The sequence below is a fragment of the Halomonas sp. NyZ770 genome, from assembly GCF_020616575.1.
GTDB classification, from domain to species: Bacteria; Pseudomonadota; Gammaproteobacteria; order Pseudomonadales; family Halomonadaceae; genus Vreelandella; species Vreelandella hamiltonii.
Genome location: NZ_CP085143.1, coordinates 3,556,261 through 3,574,722 on the forward strand (window position 1 = coordinate 3,556,261; position 18,462 = coordinate 3,574,722).

The following is an 18,462-nucleotide window of genomic DNA, read 5'->3' on the forward strand; positions in this document are numbered from 1 at the left end:
GCTAAACGTCAGCCAACTGCCTGCGTGCCAACTCGGCGAACTGTTTGCGCGAGGGTTTGAGCGCCACCTGCGGCGGCCAGGGTAGCCAGGCATCGGGGACCATGAAGCCCGGCAGCGCCTCGCGTACCCAGGCGGCCAGGGCCTTGTGGCAGAGCGCATCGGTTTGCGGTTCGATGAAGGCCACCGGGCGCTCGCCCCACTCCGGATGCGGCACGGCCACCACCAGCGCCTGGGCCACGCCCGGGTAGTCGACCAGCCGCTGCTCGATGCTCTCTGGCTGTATGTTTTCACCGCCGGAAATGAACACGTTGTCGAGCCGCCCTTCGACGACGAGCGCCTGCTGGTCGTCGAAGTAGCCCCGGTCGCGGGTGGCGAACCAGCCCTCGTCGTTGACGGCGGGGTCCAGCGCGCCATCGGCCAGATAGCCGCTGAACAGCGTGTCGCCCTTGACCTGAATTTCGCCATCCACCACCCGCACCTGACGTCCCGGCAAGGGCTGCCCTACCACGCCAGGGGCGGAGGGCAAGCCGGTACACACCTGGCTGGCCATTTCCGACAGCCCGTAGCTGACCTTGGGCGTCAGCCCCAGGCGCTGCAAGCGTTCGACCAGCGGCGCGGGAATGGCCGCGCCCCCCAGCAGCAGCTCGCGGAGCTGGGTGTGTCGAGGGTCGAAGCCTTCCCTCAGTAGCCGCCAAAGCTGCGTCGGCACCAATGAAAGGTGGGTGACAGGCTGCTGCATCAGGCGCTCGGCCAGCGGGCGAGTCGCATCGTCCAGCACCAGCCGCCCCCCGGCCAGAAAGACCCGAAACGCAATGGCATAGCCTCCCACATGAAACAGCGGCAGCGAAAGCAGCCAGCCGCTATCCGGGTCCACAGGCATCAGCGATGCCGAACCCCGCGCCGAGGCCAGATGATTGCCCACCCGGTGCAGCACCGCCTTGGGCGGGCCGCTGGAGCCGGAGGTGAGGATGGTGTTGCTGCGCTGGCTCGCGTACAAGACCGGTGGCTCGCCGGAGTCGGCCTCCGCGCGGTAGTCGAGGGAGATCGGCGGCAGCTCGGAAGAGTAGGCAAAGTCACTTTCCGGCTGGCACACCCGGGTGACCTGCATCCGCCGCGCCAGCGCCTGCTGCTGAGCCACGGGGAACGCCGGATTCAGCGGGCAGAACACCACCCCTGCCCGCAGGCAGGCCCAGGCAAGCAGCACGCCCTGCAACGCCCCTCGGGTGGGTACCAAAAGGGGCATGCCCGGCATCAGGCCCTGCCTGGCCAACTGCTGGGCCAGGGATGCCACGCGCCGGTTCAACGTGCGATAGCTCAGGCGCACGGTGCCCGCCTCCACCGCGATATGCTCCGGCGTCTGCTGGGCCCAGTAGTGAATGGGGCATGTCTCGGTCACGGGGAAAGCTCCTTGCAGTCGTCGCCAGCGGCGGCGTGGTAGAGGCAGTACAGCCGCGCGTGCCGCAACTTACCGGCTGGCGAGAGAAGTGATTCGCTGAACGCCTGGGCGGTATCCAGCCCCGCAGGCTCCTCGGGAGCCCACTGCCGGGCCAGGCAACTCAACTGCCCCAACCCCCACTGAGATTCGAAACTGGATGAGATCACCACCCGCAAGCGGTGGGCCCTGGCGCGCTGAACCAACGCCAGGCAGGCCGCGAACCCGCCAATCAGCGTCGGCTTGATGACCAGCGCCGCCAGCCGAGGGTGCGGCGCCCAGGCGGTACCGCGCTGCAGGGTTTCATCCAGGGCGATGTCGATGCCCGTGGCGTCCGCCACGGCGATGCTGTCGGCCAGCGTAGCACAGGGCTCCTCCAGGTAATCGATTTGGGCAGGCGAGAGCTGCTGGCAAAAGCCCAGTGCCTGCTCGCGCTGCCAGCCACCGTTGGCATCGAGGAGCAGTCGCGTGTTGGGTAGCCACTTGGCAAGGCTTGCGATCAAGGCCAGCTCCGCATCGCTCGGGTAGCGGGCCACCTTCAGCTTGATGCGCTCTGGTGGGGCGGCCTGCCATTGGGCCACGCGCTCCGGCAGTGCACTCATCAGCGCTTGCGGGGAGCCCTGCAGCAATGGGTAGGGCGGCAGAGGAGCAGGCAGGAAAGCGGGCCAGCGGTGCCGGGCACAGTCAAAACCAAATTGCACGGAAGGTAACGTTGGTTTGGCTGTCTCACCGCGCTCTATAGCCGCCAGGCAGGCCAGGCTCTCGGCGGTGGCGTCAGCGAGGGTTTCTGTGGAGAAGCCAGGCAAAGGGGCTATCTCGCCCCACTGGCCGTTGATCGTGACTAACAGGCCTTCTCTGCTCGCCAACCGCTGACCTTTGAACATCAGCGGCTGGCGAAACGGTAGCGAGTAGCGGTAAAGCGCCAGCGCCATCAGGGGTTGCGCGGGTAGCGCGAGAAGTCCGGGCGGCGCTTTTCATTGAAGGCGTTGCGCCCTTCCTGCCCCTCGTCGGTCATGTAGAAGAGCATGGTGGCATTGCCCGCCAGCTCCTGCAGCCCGGCCTGGCCGTCGCAGTCGGCGTTCAGCGCCGCTTTCAAGCAGCGCAGCGCCATGGGGCTATGCTGCAGCATTTCACGGCACCAGCGCACGCTCTCTCGCTCCAGCTCGGCCACCGGCACCACGTGGTTCACCAGCCCCATCTCCAACGCCTGGGCGGCGCTGTACTGTCGGCACAGGAACCATATTTCACGGGCTTTTTTCTGGCCGACGATTCTCGCCATGTAAGAAGCCCCGTAGCCCCCGTCAAACGACCCCACCTTGGGGCCCGTTTGCCCAAAAACGGCGTTGTCGGCGGCGATGGTCAGGTCACACATCATGTGCAGCACGTGGCCACCGCCAATGGCGTAGCCCGCCACCATGGCGATGATCGGCTTGGGGCAGGTGCGAATGTCACGCTGGAAATCCAGCACGTTGAGGTGATGGGTGCCCGCCTCGTCGCGGTAGCCGCCATAGTCGCCGCGAATGCGCTGGTCGCCCCCGGAGCAGAAGGCCTGTTCGCCTGCCCCGGTCAGCAGAATCGCGCCAATGGCGCTGTCGTGGCGCGCGCGGCCCAGGGCATGGATCATCTCGCTCACCGTTTGCGGGCGAAACGCATTGCGCACCTCAGGGCGATTGATGGTGATCCGGGCAATGCCCTCCTCAGCGGTGTGATAGAGGATGTCCTGGTACTCCTGCGAGGCGTCCTGCCACTTGATGGGGGTATACAGTGCCTGTTCCGTGAGTCCTTCGATCATGCTGACCTCGTGCTTTATCAGGGGTGTGCGTTCTTTTTGATACGGACGTGTTCGCGGGCGGGCCTCAGCGCAGCCAGCCCACGACCGCCAGAGCCAGCGCCAACAGGCTCAGCAGGGCCGCCAGGCCGTACATCAGCCATTTGTTGCGGGTGTCCTGGCCCAGGCTCAGGTCGAATAGGCCATGGCGCAGCCGGTGGGCGGCATGAAACAGCGGCAAGCACACGGCGGCGCCGATGAACAGCACGCCAGGCAGGCTGAACAGCAGGCGGGAGGCCCGCTCGTGGCCAAGCGCCTCGGCGGGCAGCAGGCCCAGCGGCAGCAATAGCCCGACGAACAGAATCACCGCAGGCAAGACCACGGCAAAACAGACGCCCCCGGCACTGAACAGCCCCCACCACAGGGGTTCGTCATAGGCTTGCCGTGGCTGACCCAGGGGGGCTTTTTGATGTGAGATTTTCATGCGCCGCCCCTCCCCAAGAGCCAGAACAACACGACCGCCACTGCCACGACCCCCGCCCACTGGCCAGCAACGATGGCACCAGCGGGCACGCTGTGCCCCGCCACACGTAGCGGCATGACCCGAGGAAACAGCACGAAGAAGGTGGCCGCGTGATAGAGGCTGGCCACCAGCGCCAGCGCGTTCAGCAGCACCACCAGCGGCGAGCCCATGAAGGCCACCCAGCCCTGCCAGCTCGCCGGGCCCTGCAACAGCGCGAACACCCCTGCCAACAGGCAGAGAATGAAAAACACCAGCGGCACCACCGTGGCTTCGCGCAGCATATAGCGCTTGAAGAAACCGTGCTTCAGCCACCAGTTGCGCTTCAAGGGCGGCAGCCGTTGTGATGATGATTTTTCCATATCCAATCTCCTACACCTTTTCTAACTGAGCTATCTCAGTTAGTGACGGATATCCGATACCGTTGAGTGGGGCAGGTTGTAGCGAGGGTCTTTCGCCAAGGATGGCGAAAGTAGCGCCCATGGATGGGTTCACAGCGCCCTCGCGGAAACCTGCCGCACGGCAACGCGGCTTGGTTACCCCTACCCCTTAAACAGCGCGATCAGCGTATGTTTGGCGGCCTCGACCTTGCCCTGGTTGACCGCAGCGGCCGGATCGACGTGCTTGGGGCATACCTGCGAGCAGAAGCCCACGAAGGTACAGCTCCAGACACCATCGTGGCGGTTGAGCTGCGCCATGCGCTGGCGTTTGCCCTGGTCCCGGCTGTCCAGGTTGTAACGGTGCGCCAGGGTCAGCGCCGCAGGCCCCAGAAACTCCGGGTTCAAACCAAACTGCGGGCACGCCGAATAGCACAGGCCACAGTTGATGCAGTTGGCAAACTGCCGATAGCGCGCCAGCTGTTCAGGCGTTTGTGTGTGGGGCTGCGCCTGGCCGGGGTCGAAGGTCTGCACCGGGTCCTGTTCGATCAGGTAAGGCTTCACCGCCGCCAGGTGCTCCAGGAACAGCGCCATATCCACGACCAGGTCCCGCTGCACGGGGAAGTGCGCCAACGGTTCGATACGAATCTCGTCAGGGTAGTCGCGCAGGAAGGTTTTACAGCCCAGCTTGGGAATGCCGTTGACCATGACGCCGCAGGAGCCACAAATCGCCATTCGGCAAGACCAGCGGTAGCTCAGCGTGCTGTCCTGCTGCTCCTTGATATGGTTCAACGCGTCGAGAAGCGAGGTGCTCTCCTCCACCGCAACGTCGTAGGTTTGCCAGTAGGGTTCCGCTGCGCTGTCGGGCAGGTAACGCTTGATGCTGATGTGCTTGTTCATGCCTTGCCTCCCTTGGCCGCATCCCCGTAAACCCGCGCGGCCGGGGCCGAAAAGCGGGTATCCACCGCCTGCCAGCGCAGCTCGGCGGGCGCATCACCCTGGTAAAACACCTGGCTATGCTTGAGATAGCCCACGTCGTCGCGGGCCTGCAGGCCCTCGTCCAGACGCTGGTGGGCACCCCGGGATTCGCGACGCTCCAACGCGGCCAGGCACGACGCCTCGGCAATCTCCAGCCCGTAGCCAAACTCCAGGCACTCCAGCAGCTCGGTATTGAAGATCTTGCTGGTGTCACTGACCCGCACTTGGGCATAGCGCTGGCGCAGCTGGCGAAGGGTTCCCAACGCCTGCTGCATGCCTGCTTCGGTGCGATAAATACCGCAGCCGCTCTCCATGGCCTGCACCATGGCGTGCTTGAGCGTCACCCAGGATTCACCGCTGCCCTGGCCATCGCATAGCGTGGCCAACCGCGCCTGCTGCCGTTGGGCCTGCGCCTGCAAGACCGGCAGCGCCACCCAGTCGGTGCGGGCGGCCCGTTGGCTGGCCTGCTCCCCGGCCAAGCGGCCAAAGACCAGCAGCTCGGTCAGCGAGTTGGAGCCCAGCCGGTTGGCACCATGCAGGCCTACCGATGCACACTCCCCGGCGGCGTACAGGCCCGCAATGGTCGTTTCGCACTGGGGATCGGTTTCGATGCCGCCCATGGTGTAGTGCACCGCAGGCCGAATCGGGATCGGCTCCTTGACGGGGTCGACGTTGATATAGGATTTGGCCAGCTCGCAGATGAACGGCAGGCGCTCATGCAGATAGTCGGCGCCCAGGTGGCGAAGGTCGAGATAGACCACGTCGCTGTCGCCAAACTTGCCGGTGCGCCCGGCCTGCTGCTCCTGCCAGAACGCCTGGGAAAGCTTGTCTCGAGGGCCCAGCTCCATGTACTTGTTTTCCGGCTTGCCCAGGGGTGTTTCCGGCCCCAGGCCGTAGTCCTGGAGGTAGCGGTACCCCTCCTTGTTGAGCAGAATACCGCCTTCCCCCCGGCACGCTTCGGTGATCAGGATGCCCGAGCCGGGCAGGCCGGTGGGGTGGTACTGCACGAACTCCATGTCGCGCAGCGCCACGCCGTGGCGGTAGGCCATGGCCATGCCGTCACCGGTGACGATGCCCGCATTGGTGTTGAAGCGAAACAGTCGCCCGGCCCCGCCGGTGGCCAGCACCACTGCCTTGGCACGCAACAGCAGCAGCTCGCCCGTGGCGACCTGCAGGGCAATGACGCCCACCACGGCCCCTTCATGCACGGCCAGGTCCAGTACGAAGTACTCGTCGAAGCGCTCGATCTCGGGGTATTTCAGCGAGGTCTGAAACAGCGTGTGCAGCATATGGAAGCCGGTCTTGTCGGCAGCAAACCAGGTGCGCGCCGTTTTCATGCCGCCAAAGCGGCGCACCTGTATACGGCCATCGGGCTGGCGGCTCCAGGGGCACCCCCAGCGCTCCATCTGCACCAGCTCCTGGTAGGCGTGGCGCACGAAGTAGTCCACCACGCCCTGCTCCACCAGCCAGTCGCCCCCGGAAACCGTGTCGTCGAAGTGCGCCTGAAACGAATCCTCGTCACTGGTCACCGCGGCTGCGCCCCCCTCGGCCGCCACCGTGTGGGAACGCATGGGATACACCTTGGACACCAGCGCGATGCGCTGCGCGTGACCGCCCTGCTTGGCCTGCTCGGCGGCCGCGATGGCGGCCCGCAGGCCCGCGCCCCCACCGCCGACGATGACGATATCCACATCCTGCTGCTGCATGGCACCCCCTTGTGCGGCTGCACTTCTCATGACGGACTTCTCATGACGTACTTCTCATGACGCGATTCCGGCCTGCGCACGGCCTGCCGCCCTGCTGATGAAGCGACGTTATCACAGCCCGACAGGTCCTCGGCGTTGATCTAAAGCATGATTGATATAGATCAAATAAACCGCGACTTGCCTTGCCTATGCTTTCTCTGACACCCGTGAAACATCACGCTGAACCTCATCTCTGCTGTGCTCACTCAGGCAAGGCGCTACGGCTTGCCGATAACCTTATCGAGAGGTCGCCATGAACCTCAGCGCTTCGCTCCGCTCTCGCTGGCCGCTGCTCGCGCCACTGGCCACCACGCTGGTGATCGCCCTGCTGCCTACCCCGGCCGGGCTACCACCCCATGCCTGGTACTTCTTTGCCATCTTTTTAGGCTGCGTGGTCGGCCTGATTCTGGAACCCCTGCCCGGCGCGGTCATCGGGCTGGTCGGCGTTACCCTGGTGGCGCTGCTTTCCCGCTGGGTGCTGTTTTCCCCGGAGCAGCTGGCCAACGACGGCTTCAACGCCGCCAACCAGGCCTTCGCCTGGGCGGTCTCGGGGTTCACCAACGCTACCGTCTGGCTGATTTTCGGTGCCTTCATGTTTGCCCTGGGGTATGAAAAGACCGGGCTGGGGCGGCGGATCTCGCTGTGGCTGGTGCACGCCATGGGCAAGCGCACGCTGACCCTGGGCTACGCGGTGATGTTCGCCGATGGCATTCTGGCCCCCTTTACGCCCTCCAATACGGCGCGCAGCGCAGGCACCATCTATCCGGTCATTCGTAACCTGCCGCCGCTGTACGACTCGCACCCCAACGACCCCAGCATGAAGCGTATGGGCAGCTTCCTGATGTGGACCGCCATTGCGGCCACCTGCGTGACCAGCTCGATGTTTCTCACCGCCCTGGCGCCGAACCTGCTGGCCATCGCGCTCACCGAAAGCGCCACGGGCATCCATATCAGTTGGGGGCAGTGGTTCGTCGCAGTGGTGCCGGTGGGGGTCCTTCTGCTGCTGTTGGTGCCACTACTGTGCTACTGGCTGTGCGCCCCGGAGGTAAAGGCCGGGCATGAGATCTCCGACTGGGCGAAAGGGGAACTGCAGACCCTGGGCCCGCTGACCCGCCACGAAATCGTGCTGGTCATCATGGTGGTCACCGCGCTGCTGCTGTGGATCTTCGCTGGCGACCGGGTATCGGCGTCGCTGGTGGGGCTGGTGGTCATCTGCGGCATGCTGCTGACCGGCATGGTGAGCTGGAACGACATTCTCGAAAACCGCGCCGCCTGGAATACCTTCGTGTGGTTTGCCACCCTGGTGGCTCTGGCGGGCGGCTTGAGCCAGGTAGGCTTCGTGGGCTGGTTCGGCAACCTGGTAGGCGGGCAGATCAGCCACTTCGACCCGCTAGTGGCCATGGTCGCCCTGGTGGTCATCTTCTATGTCCTGCACTACTTCTTCGCCAGCATCACCGCCCACGTGACCGCACTGCTGCCGGTCATGCTGGCGGCGGCTTCGGGCATTGCAGGGCTGGACATGCAGCTGTTCATTCTGCTGTTGCTGCCCACCCTGGGCTTCATGGGCATCCTGACCCCTTATGGCACCGGCCCCAGCCCGGTGTATTACGGCAGTGGCTACTTGCCCAGCGCGCTGTACTGGCGCCTGGGGGCCATCTTCGGGCTGCTGTTCCTAGTGGCCTGGCTGGCCATTGGCCTGCCCTGGCTACTGCTGATTCAGTGAGCCATGTACTGACTCAGTGAACCATACGCTTGCCGCGCTTAGCGCGGCAGCGTTTGTGCCAAGTGCTGTGCCAAGCGCCCTGCCATGGCCTTGGGGTGTTCCACATGCAGGTTATGGCCGCCCGGCAGCGCCCAGTGGCGCAGGCGCGGCGCGTGCTGCGTCAGGCGATTGGCCAGGGTGTTGAACTTAGGGTCCCGCAGGCCGGAGAAATAGCCAACCGGCAGCTCGGTCTCGGCCAGCCACTGCCAGAGAGAGGGCTGCCGGCCCAGCGAGGTGGCCCGCAGCATGTGCGCCACGGCGGGGCCATGGTTGGCCAACCGGCGCTGAATCTGACGCTGGCGCTGTGCTGGCGTCAAATCGGCAAACACCGGCTGCTGGTACCATGCTGTCAGCACGTCGGCCAGCGGCGACTGTTCAAAACGCTGCGCCCAGTGCTCATCGTGGGCGCGGCGCGCTTCCCGCTCTGGCGCAGCCAGCCCGGGGTGCGCGCTCTCCAGCCACAGCGCCTCCAAACCGGCGGGCCGTTGGCTGGCATGATAGAGCGCCAGCCGGCCACCCAGGGAGTAGCCCAGCAGGCCATAACGCCCCACGCCCGCCTCGGCCAGCGTGCCACTGAGCCAGTCATGAAAATCCGCAAAAGAGCCCACCTCAGGCGTGGTGGGCTGCCCATGCCCCGGCAGGTTCAGCGCCAGGCAGCGCACGCCCGGCAGCGCGTGTTCCAGCGCCTCGCCAAGCGCCTGCCAATCGTCCCTATCGCCCAGCAGGCCGTGCAGCATCACCAGCGTAAAGGGGAGCGAAGGGTCAGGATGCATGGGCTGCCTCCCGGAGCCACGCGCCCAAGGCCTGCAGCGCATCGGTGGCCTGCTGATGGGGCACCGTGACCTCGATCAGCGTCACCCCGGCTTCCAGCGCCTGGGTGTAGGCCTCGTAAAACGCCTCCAGCGTGGTCGGTGCGGCATAGTTCAGGTGAAACATGCGCGCCGCATGCTCGAACGCGAGCCCGTGGGGTTGGCGATAGTAGCGCTCCAGCAGGTCGCCTTCGTCCGGCACTGGCAGCATGTGGAAAATGCTGCCGCCATCGTTATTCAGCACCACCACGACCAGCGGCGCTTTGGCCCTGGCCAGCAGCGCCAGGCTGTTGAGGTCGTGAAGCGCGCTGGTGTCGCCCAGAATCACCGTGGTGGGCTCATCGGTCGTGCAGGCCAGCCCGTACGCGGTGGCCAGCAGCCCATCGATGCCCGAAGCCCCGCGATTGGCCATCACCCGCAGCGGCATCGAACGGATCGAGCCCAGCATGTTCATCAGCCGGGCGGGCAGGCTGTTGCCCACGAACAGCGCCCCTCTGGCCAGTTGGGCCAGCTGATGACACACCCCCAGCTCGGAAAACTCCGCCGTATAGCGCTCGATGCCCTGGCGGGTGCGCTGCTGAAGGCGCGCCAGGGTATGCCAGGGGGGCTGGGCAGGCCCGGCGGGCAGCGTGGCGATGGCCTCGGCGGGCGTGCACACCAGCCGCTGAGTAAGGGTGAAGTCCGGGTCCAGGCGCTGGGGTAACGGTTCGACCAGCCACGCCTGCTGCCAGGGGTGGCGGGCAATCATCTGGGTCAGGCGCTTGGAAATCAGCCTGCCGCCAAACTGCAGCAGCACGTTGGCGCGGCCCAGCTCGGCGCTGACCTGCGGGTCCTGAAGGGCCAGGTCCATATGCACCAGGTGGCGCGGGTCGCCGTATAGCTGGCTTTGCAGGTCGGCCAGCAGCGGCCAGCCCAACTGCTCGGCCAGGGCCGCAATGGGGGCCGCCTGTTGAGGGTCATCGATGCGCCCCACCACGATTACCCCACGCTGCCGGGTGAAGGCGGCGGGCCATGCCACCGGCAAGGCGGCGGGGGCGGTTTGCCAGGCGCTCCAGGGGGCAGCGCTGTGCTGCCAGCGCGAAAGCGGCGCCAGGTAGTCGCTGGCCGCCACGGGCGGGGCGGAGGGGTAGAGCGGTTCGCGATAGCGGCAGTTGAAGTGCACCGGGCCCGGCAGGCGGTGCTGTCGCGCCATGGTCTGGTCGATCGTGCTGAGCAAATAGGCGGCGGGAATCTCGCGGCTGGGGGTCGGCAAGTCGTGGTGCGCCACCGTGTGGCGGGCGAAGATATCCCGCTGGTCGATGGCCTGGTTACTGCCGTTATCCAGCAGCTCGATGGGCCGGTCGGCAGACAGAATCACCAGCGGCACGCCCAGCAGCGCGGCTTCCACCACGGCCGGATAAAGGTTGGCCACCGCCGTGCCGGACGTGGTGATCACCGCCACCGGCTGCTGGGCGCCTCGGGCCAGGCCCAGCGCCATGAACCCCAGCCCGCGCTCGTCGAAGTGAGTATGGCAGCGCAACCCGGCGTGCTCGCTGGCCGCCATGGTCAGCGGGGTGGAGCGCGAGCCAGGCGCCACGACTACTTCGCGCAGCCCCCAGCGGTACAGCTCTTCCAACAGCAGCGACGCCCAAACGTGGTTAAAGGTGGCGTAATGCATCGGCTTATCCCATTCCCAGCAGCGAGAGAATATCGGCAATCTTGGCATCCAGCTCGTGCCACTCGTCTTCGGCCTGCGACCCCGCCACGATACCCGCCCCCGCATACAGGCGGATCGCCGTATCGCTGACCTGGGCACAGCGAATCGACACCGCCAGCTCGCTGGAGCCATGCCCCACGCGGCCAAAGGCACCGGCGTACCAGCCCCTGGCGTGGCGCTCCAGCTCACGGATTCTGGCCAGCGCCGCCGACCGCGGGGTGCCGCCGACGGCGGGCGTGGGCGGCAGCACGCTGAGCAGCTGCTGGTCGGTGATGAAGGGGTACAGCTCGGCATGAATTTCGCGGCGAATATGCTGCACGGACCGCAGCGGCACCACGTGGGCCTCGCCCATCTCCAGGCGCTGGGCCAGCGGCTCCAGCTGGGTCAACAGCTGCTGGTACACGCACTGGTTTTCCAGGCCGTTCTTTTTATCGGCCAGCAGCGCTCCGGCGAGCGCTTCGTCCTGCGCCGTGTCACGCCCCCGCCGGGTCGTACCGGCCAGTGCCTCCGTGATCAGCTGCTGGCCCTGGCGGCGGTAGAGCCGTTCGGGGGAGCAGCCAATCAGCGCCGTACCGGGCGCCCACTGCACCCCAAAATGAAAGCAGTGCCGCGCCTCGGACTGCCAGCGCCCCAGCAAGGCCCAGGGGCTGGGCACGCGCTCGGCGGTCAGGCAGGTTTCTCGGGAAAGCACCACTTTGGGAAGCTGCTGCAGCCGTTCGGGCTGGGTCACCTGCGACACCCAGCGGGCCCACTCCGGCCGAGTGGGCGTATCACACCGCTGGTAGCTGCCATGGGCCACCGGGGGCAGCGGCTGTTCCGGGACGATGGCCGCCAGGCACGCCTGGGCGGCGGCCAGCTCTTCGGCGGGAGGGCGGTCATCGAAGCGCAGGTTCACGGAAAGCGTGCACCGCCCCTGCTGGCGCTTGAGCAGCACACGGGGCAGTATGAAGCGGCAGTCACCAAACCCGGGCCAACCCGCCGCCTGGGCATCGAATGCCACGCCGCCGAAATAGTCGGGCGAGCCGCTGGCGGGCTGGGGCTGGGCCTGAGCTTGAGCTTGAGCCTGCATATCGACCTGCAGCGCCACCAGAGAGTCAAACGCCCGCGCCTCGCCCAGCACGGCATAGCCCGCCGCCGAGGCCTCACGCGGCTGCCAATAAAGGCGGGGCGTCACGCGCTGTGCGTTCAACCACCCCACCAAATCCTCCACCTCGCAGGGCACGCTCAGGCTCTGCGTACCCCGGCATGCCAAAAGGTCCAGCGCCGACAACTGTGCTGCCAGCGCCTTCGCGGCCTGGATCACCTGCATAGTCGTTACTTCCCTGACAACCGATGCCTGATATAGGGTAGCACCCAGCGGTCGCCGCCATAGCGCCCGGCGTTGGCACCGGCCACCAGCAGGAAAAAGCTCAGGGCGATCATCCAGGGGTTGGTAGACACCGTGCCCGCCATCAAGAACGACATGTTCATGACGATGGCAAAGAAAGCGGCATAGCAGGTCAACACGCCCACGATCAGCCCCAGCCCCACCAGCACTTCCCCCAGCGGGATCATCACGTTGATCACATCCGCATACGGCAGCGCGACATGCTCCAGAAATGCCACGTAGTTAGGGTAGACCATACTGCCTTCGCGCATGACCGGGTTGGCCACGGCATTGCGCAAAAAGCCTTCGGCATTGAAGCCGCCGGTCATCTTGCCGATGCCCAGGGTCAGCCAGGTAATGCCCAGGTACAGCCTCAACAGTAGCCAAACCAGGGCAGCATATTTGTTTTGTCTGAAAAACTCGCCGATCATCGCGTAGACTCCTGCCACGTTCACTTTCAGGGGGAAGCCCCAGTGTGCGTCAGGACGGATACCTCTTTTTTGACCCAGGTCGTGGTTTTTGCCATTAATGATACAGAGTTGAATGTTTACTCTGCCCGATGGCTACACCGACCAGCCACGCTGACCAGTTCAGCGACTGCAACAGGAATGCTCACCATGGAACACACCACCCCACACCGCCCACTCCATGCCTGGTTGCTCGCCGCACGGCTGCGCACCCTGCCGCTGGCCTGCGCCTCGATCCTGCTGGGTTCGGGCATGGCGGCGCAGGCGGGTGGCTTTCAGGGTGGGGTGCTGCTGCTGTCGCTGCTCACGGCCATTCTTCTGCAGGTGCTTTCCAACCTGGCCAACGATTATGGCGATGCCCAATCGGGAGTGGACGATGCTAGCCGCACCGGCCCCACGCGGGCGGTGGCCAGCGGGCTATTGACCCCAGACGCCATGCGCCGGGGCATGCTGCTCACCGGGCTGGCGGCGGCCATATCGGGGTTGTCGCTGCTGTTCGTCGCTTTTGGCAGCGACCTGCGCAGCTGGCTGGTGTTCGTGCTGCTGGGGGCTGCGTCCTTGCTGGCGGCCATCACTTACACCGTGGGGCTGGGCGGCAAGCCGTATGGCTATCGTGGGCTGGGGGATGTGGCGGTGTTCGTGTTTTTTGGGCTGCTGGGCGTGCTGGGTACCCTCTACTTGCATACCCAGAGCCTGAACGGGCTGGCCATACTGCCCGCCGCCGTGTGCGGCTTGCTGGCCACCGCCGTGCTCAACGTCAATAACGTGCGCGACATCCAAAGCGATGCCCGCCACGGCAAGATGACGCTGGCCGTGAGGCTGGGCAAACGGCGGGCCGTTCTCTACCACTGGGCGCTTCTGGGCGCCGCCCTGCTGCTGACGCTGGGGTATCTGGTGTGGCTGCCCGTGCCCTGGGTGGGCTGGAGCTGCCTGGTGGTGGCCAAGCCGCTCTACGACGCCGGGCGCACGCTCAGCCGCACCGAAAATGGCGAGCAGCTAACGGGCATGCTCAAGAAAACCGCGCTTTCCACGCTGGTTTACAGCCTGCTGCTCGCGGTGGGGCTGGCGCTGGCCTGACGGCGGCTTGGGGCCAAGGGCCTTACAGCACTACCTCATAGCCTTCGAACTTGGGCGGCCCCAGGTAAATGCCTTCCGGCGATTTGGCATTGGCGTGGGCTTTGCGGAAAGCCTCTGACTTGGTCCAGGCGCGGAAGGCCTCTTCGGATTCCCACACGCTGTGGGAGATGAACACGGTGTGCTCTTCCTGGCTTTCGCCCTGCAGCATGTGAAACTCCTTGAAGCCCGGCACTTCCTCCAGGTGGGAATCGCGGTTGCGCCACACCTCCAGAAAATCCTCTTCGCGGCCTGGGGCAATCCGAAAACGGTTCATGGCAATGTACATCGAGACTCTCCTGTTGATCGGGAGTAGATAGAGTGATTACGCCAACGCTGGCTTGATGGTAACGTCTTCCGTTCATCACGAATAGATTGCGACGAACAGGCGTTACGGCTCATGGCTCAGGCACCCCTTCAGGTCGTTTGGTTCAAACGCGATTTGCGCATTCACGATCACGCACCGCTGGCCAACGCCGCAGCGGCAGGCCCGGTGCTGCCGCTGTTTGCCATCGAGCCCGACCAGTGGCAAACGCCCGACAGCGCCCTGCGCCACTGGCAGTTTGCCGCCGATTCGCTAGTTGACCTGGCCCAGGCGCTCGACACCCTGGGCCTGCCGCTCTGCCTGTGGCAAGGCGATATGCTGGGGTGCCTGGCCGCCCTCAAAGCCCACTACGGCGAACTGGTGCTGCACTCCCACCAGGAGACCGGCAACGCCTGGAGCTTCGCGCGGGACCAGCGCGTTCAGGCCTGGTGCCAGGCCCACCAGGTGCCCTGGCAGGAAGCCCGCCAGCAGGGCGTGATTCGCGGGTTGAGCAGCCGCGCCGGGCACCAATCCCGCTGGGAAAGCCACTGGGAAACGCTGATGGCCGCCCCCACCTGCCCCGCGCCACAAGCAGCGGTGGCCGCACCCGGTTGGGAAGCCTTTCATCACGTAGACGTAGCGCAACTGCCCTCGCTGACCCTGGGGTTCGATACCACGCCCTGCCCCCAACGCCAGCGGGGCGGGCGCAGTGAAGGCCGCGCGCTGTGGTTGAGCTTTATTACCCAGCGCGGGCGGCGCTATCGCGGCTCGCTTTCCAAACCGTTACTGACCTGGGAGTTTGGTTCGCGGCTCTCCCCGCACCTGGCCTGGGGCACGCTCTCGATGCGTGAAGTGGTGCAATCCCTGCGCCGCCAGCGCCAAAAACACGCCGACGACATCGCCTGGGCCCGCTCGCTGCGCGCCTTTACCTCGCGGCTCTACTGGCACTGCCACTTCATTCAAAAGCTGGAAAGCGAACCCAGCATCGAGCAGCAAACCCTGCACCCGGCGCTGCGCAGCCTGCGGGAGCGCGACCCGGAACACCCGCACCTGATCGCCTGGAAACAGGGCCAAACCGGCGTGCCGCTGGTGGATGCCTGCATGCGCAGCCTGACCGCCACCGGCTGGATCAACTTTCGCATGCGCGCCATGCTGATATCCCACGCCACCTTTGGCCTGGGGTTGCACTGGGTTGAGCCAGCCTTACACTTGGCGCGGCTATTCACCGACTTCGAACCCGGCATTCACTACCCCCAGGTGCAAATGCAGGCAGGCGCCACCGGCACCAACGCCCTGCGGGTCTACAACCCCATCAAGCAAGCGGAGGATAACGACCCCACCGGCGAGTTCATCGCCCGCTGGGTGCCCGAGCTTGCGCCCCTGCCTCTGGAATGGCGCGCCAAACCCTGGGCCCTACCGGAAAGCCTGCAAAAACGCTTCGGCTTTCAGCCGGGCGTCGACTACCCCATCCCCAACGATTTCGAAGCCGAAGCACGCCACTGGAAGAAGATGTTGTATGAACTGCGCCGCACGCCGGAAGCGAGGGATGCCAGCCAAGCGATTGTGGATAAGCTGGCGAGCCAGCGGCGGCCACCTGCTCGGCGTGGTAAGAAAGCGAAGGCTGATAATCGGCAGCAGCTTTTGTTGTTTGGTGAGGGTGGGTTGGAGGATAGCTAGCCGCAAAAAATAATTATAATTGACAAAAATCTTTGCTATTAGGCTTGGCCGCACCGGAGAACACTTAGCATGGCATATACACCATGAGTAAAATTTGGCCGCTCGCCGCTTAGTTGATATTTTTAACGAACTTCTTAACTAGTCAAGTGAGCTGTTCACTATACTGCCATCGTATGAGGAAAAGTTAACAAGTATCTACTTGATTGATTGCAGCACATGATACCTGATTGTTTTCTAACTTGGATCACAATGAAGAAGCAGTCTGATATTACAACTTCATAAACACTGATACTATAATTTCATTAACACTATTTTCCAATTTTTCCTACGCGTTCAAGTTTTGATAGCTCACTTTCGTCGATCGTCTTAACTTTTTTATTATTCCCACACTCCACATACATAGATATCCTTTTTGCTCCACTTTCTCGCACGGCTCTCAGAAGCGACTCAGCGTGAAAAAAGGCTATAGAAGTTGCATGTGGCTTTATTTCCCTATCGTCGAAAATTAAAGGTACACTTTCATTTGTAGATGCAAATCCCGATATTTCATTGCCTTTGAACTTTGGTTGAACAGCATTGTTTTTTCTAACACTAGCAGGGTCAACCGAATTAACGATAAGGAATTTTTCATTTTCATCGACAAATCCATGTTTGCCTACATAAATTGGGATCCTTCCTGTATTGATAACCGTAATAGATACGAATTCACCAGGGACAAACTTGACGTCTTTCCTTTCTGACGGCACTGCAAACAGGTGCATACTGTATTTCAGGTCATACTGAGGCTTATTCATTACGAATATATAGGTCGATAGCCCTGCACCATATGCTGCTATGATAAACATTAATATATCAAAAACCATATTTAAATCACTCTCATCTAGCCGCTAATGTATCAAGATGCGGCACAGCTTTGAAACACCTTACAAAGCAGTCGAAAAATTTATTAAATTACGCACAATTAGATCAAAATATTAACATTAGTACTTTTGATACATTCCCTAGCATTGCCACCATGAACGACAACCCTATTAAACTCAAGATTAACACAAGCCTGAAAGCGATTGGCAATATCTGCGTCAGCCTTTCAACGCCCACAAAAAACCCACCCACCGTCAACAGCTTACGCTACCTGACGATGGGCGGGCTCAGTCCTGCCTAAACGCTATTCACTAAGCGCTTCCAACGACTCCTCAATAATACTCAACCCTTCCTCCAACACCGCAGAAGAAACCGTCAGCGGTACCAGAATACGGATGCTGTTGCCGTAGAAACCGCAAGAAAGCAGGATCAGGCCTTTCTCACGCGCCTTGGCGCACAGCGCACCGGTGAGCGCTGTATCGGGTTTCCCTTCGCTATCTAGCAGTTCGAACGCGGCCATGGCGCCGAGTTGGCGACCGTGGGCGACGGCGGGGAAGCGCGCTTCCCAGACGGCGAAACGTTCGGCCAGCATCTTGCCCATCTGCTCGCTGCGCTCAAGAATATTCTCTTCCTCGATCACCTCGATCACCGCCAGGGCCGCCGCGCAGGAGAGCGGGTTGCCGCTGTAGGTGCCGCCCAGGGAGTTGGGGCCGGAGGCGTCCATCACCTTGGCGGTGCCGACCACGGCAGAGAGCGGCATGCCGTTGGCGAGGCTCTTGGCGGTGGTGAGAATGTCCGCTTCGATGCCGCTGTGTTCCAGCGCAAACAGCTTGCCGGTACGGGCGAAGCCGGACTGCACTTCGTCGGCGATCAGCAGAATGCCGTGCTCGTCGCACAGCGCGCGCAGGGCTTTCAGGTAGTCCGGTGAGGCGATGTAGAAGCCGCCTTCGCCCTGGACCGGCTCGATCACGATGGCCGCCGTGCGGTGCGGGGCGATATCGGTCTTGAACAGCGTGCGAATGGCGTTCAGCGAGGCTTCTTCGCTGATGCCGTGCAGCGGGTTGGGGAACGGGGCGCGGAATACGTCGCCCGGCATGGGGCCGAAGTCGTTCTTGTAGGGCAGCACCTTGCCGGTCATCGCCAGGGTCATCATGGTGCGGCCGTGGAAGGCACCATCGAAGGTGATGATGCCGGTGCGGCCAGTGGCGGCGCGGGCGATCTTCACGGCGTTTTCCAGCGCTTCGGCACCGGTGTTCACCAGCATCGCTTTACGCTCGGGGCCGCGTACCGGAGTGAGTTCGCAGAGCTTCTGGCACAGCTGCACGTAGGGCGCGTAGGAGATCACCGCGGCGCTGGTGTGCATGACTTTCTTGAGCTGCGCTTCCACGGCGGCCACGATTTTCGGGTGGCGGTGGCCCAGGTTGAGCACGCCGATGCCGCCCGCGAAGTCGATCCAGCGGTTGCCGTCGGCGTCCCACAGCTCGGCGTTTTCGGCGCGCTCGGCAAACTGGGTGGTGGGCGTGGCGGCACCGTTGGCCACGAAGCGGTTTTTCAGGTCGTTCAGTTCTTGATTAGTCATCATCGTTC

The 18,462-nt window shown here is 63.7% G+C and carries 17 protein-coding genes; 3 read left to right on the forward strand and 14 right to left on the reverse strand.

Features of this window, described 5'->3' with window-relative positions; all coding sequences use genetic code 11:
• Position 1 precedes the first annotated feature (1 nt).
• The 7 genes from LG409_RS16405 to frdA form a co-directional block, all read right to left on the reverse strand.
• Positions 2-1,396, reverse strand: a complete 1,395-nt coding sequence (locus tag LG409_RS16405) for an AMP-binding protein (protein ID WP_227407161.1) — start codon at positions 1,394-1,396, stop codon at positions 2-4.
• Positions 1,393-2,364, reverse strand: coding sequence for an o-succinylbenzoate synthase (gene menC / locus LG409_RS16410; RefSeq protein ID WP_227407162.1), 972 nt, complete (start codon positions 2,362-2,364; stop codon positions 1,393-1,395). Before menC ends, LG409_RS16405 begins: the two co-directional genes overlap by 4 nt.
• Complete coding sequence (gene menB, locus LG409_RS16415; RefSeq protein ID WP_227407163.1) at positions 2,364-3,224, reverse strand: 1,4-dihydroxy-2-naphthoyl-CoA synthase; 861 nt, start codon at positions 3,222-3,224, stop codon at positions 2,364-2,366. Before menB ends, menC begins: the two co-directional genes overlap by 1 nt.
• A gap of 64 nt (positions 3,225-3,288) precedes the next feature.
• Complete coding sequence (frdD, locus tag LG409_RS16420; protein ID WP_227407164.1) at positions 3,289-3,684, reverse strand: fumarate reductase subunit FrdD; 396 nt, start codon at positions 3,682-3,684, stop codon at positions 3,289-3,291.
• Positions 3,681-4,082: a fumarate reductase subunit C gene (locus LG409_RS16425; RefSeq protein ID WP_227407165.1), complete on the reverse strand. Its 402-nt coding sequence runs from the start codon at positions 4,080-4,082 to the stop codon at positions 3,681-3,683. Before LG409_RS16425 ends, frdD begins: the two co-directional genes overlap by 4 nt.
• 180 nt (positions 4,083-4,262) lie before the next feature.
• On the reverse strand, positions 4,263-4,997 hold the full coding sequence (locus LG409_RS16430; RefSeq protein ID WP_227407166.1) for a succinate dehydrogenase/fumarate reductase iron-sulfur subunit: 735 nt from the start codon (positions 4,995-4,997) through the stop codon (positions 4,263-4,265).
• Positions 4,994-6,781 (reverse strand): fumarate reductase (quinol) flavoprotein subunit, encoded by a 1,788-nt coding sequence (gene frdA, locus LG409_RS16435; RefSeq protein WP_039175310.1) that lies wholly within the window; start codon positions 6,779-6,781, stop codon positions 4,994-4,996. Before frdA ends, LG409_RS16430 begins: the two co-directional genes overlap by 4 nt.
• A gap of 292 nt (positions 6,782-7,073) precedes the next feature.
• Between frdA and LG409_RS16440 the strand changes: the two genes are divergently transcribed.
• Positions 7,074-8,543 (forward strand): anion permease, encoded by a 1,470-nt coding sequence (locus LG409_RS16440; protein ID WP_227407167.1) that lies wholly within the window; start codon positions 7,074-7,076, stop codon positions 8,541-8,543.
• A 38-nt stretch (positions 8,544-8,581) separates the two neighbouring features.
• Here LG409_RS16440 and menH read toward each other — a convergent pair whose 3' ends face one another.
• Genes menH through LG409_RS16460 form a run of 4 tightly spaced genes read right to left on the reverse strand, consistent with a single transcriptional unit; the run spans position 8,582 to position 12,884 of the window.
• Positions 8,582-9,355 carry a 2-succinyl-6-hydroxy-2,4-cyclohexadiene-1-carboxylate synthase gene (gene menH, locus LG409_RS16445; protein ID WP_227407168.1) on the reverse strand — a complete coding sequence of 258 codons (774 nt, stop codon included), beginning with the start codon at positions 9,353-9,355 and terminating at the stop codon, positions 8,582-8,584.
• Complete coding sequence (gene menD, locus LG409_RS16450; protein WP_227407169.1) at positions 9,345-11,048, reverse strand: 2-succinyl-5-enolpyruvyl-6-hydroxy-3-cyclohexene-1-carboxylic-acid synthase; 1,704 nt, start codon at positions 11,046-11,048, stop codon at positions 9,345-9,347. Before menD ends, menH begins: the two co-directional genes overlap by 11 nt.
• Positions 11,049-11,052: 4 nt before the next feature.
• Positions 11,053-12,396, reverse strand: coding sequence for an isochorismate synthase (locus tag LG409_RS16455; RefSeq protein ID WP_227407170.1), 1,344 nt, complete (start codon positions 12,394-12,396; stop codon positions 11,053-11,055).
• A gap of 5 nt (positions 12,397-12,401) precedes the next feature.
• Positions 12,402-12,884, reverse strand: a complete 483-nt coding sequence (locus LG409_RS16460; RefSeq protein WP_016915194.1) for a DoxX family membrane protein — start codon at positions 12,882-12,884, stop codon at positions 12,402-12,404.
• A gap of 186 nt (positions 12,885-13,070) precedes the next feature.
• Here LG409_RS16460 and menA point away from each other — a divergent pair, with 186 nt between their 5' ends.
• Positions 13,071-13,997, forward strand: coding sequence for a 1,4-dihydroxy-2-naphthoate octaprenyltransferase (gene menA / locus LG409_RS16465; RefSeq protein WP_227407171.1), 927 nt, complete (start codon positions 13,071-13,073; stop codon positions 13,995-13,997).
• A gap of 22 nt (positions 13,998-14,019) precedes the next feature.
• On the opposite strand, the gene LG409_RS16470 is transcribed toward menA, so the two are convergent.
• A complete protein-coding gene (locus LG409_RS16470; RefSeq protein ID WP_016915196.1) occupies positions 14,020-14,322 on the reverse strand; it encodes an antibiotic biosynthesis monooxygenase family protein in 303 nt (100 codons plus the stop codon).
• A gap of 111 nt (positions 14,323-14,433) precedes the next feature.
• Between LG409_RS16470 and LG409_RS16475 the strand changes: the two genes are divergently transcribed.
• Entirely contained in the window at positions 14,434-16,014 is a 1,581-nt protein-coding gene (locus LG409_RS16475) for a cryptochrome/deoxyribodipyrimidine photo-lyase family protein (RefSeq protein WP_227407172.1), read from the forward strand.
• 308 nt (positions 16,015-16,322) lie between these two features.
• On the opposite strand, the gene LG409_RS16480 is transcribed toward LG409_RS16475, so the two are convergent.
• Together LG409_RS16480 and gabT are read right to left on the reverse strand one after the other, a co-directional pair.
• On the reverse strand, positions 16,323-16,877 hold the full coding sequence (locus tag LG409_RS16480; protein WP_227407173.1) for a hypothetical protein: 555 nt from the start codon (positions 16,875-16,877) through the stop codon (positions 16,323-16,325).
• Positions 16,878-17,179: 302 nt separating this feature from the next.
• Complete coding sequence (gene gabT, locus LG409_RS16485) at positions 17,180-18,454, reverse strand: 4-aminobutyrate--2-oxoglutarate transaminase (protein WP_227407174.1); 1,275 nt, start codon at positions 18,452-18,454, stop codon at positions 17,180-17,182.
• Positions 18,455-18,462 lie beyond the last annotated feature (8 nt).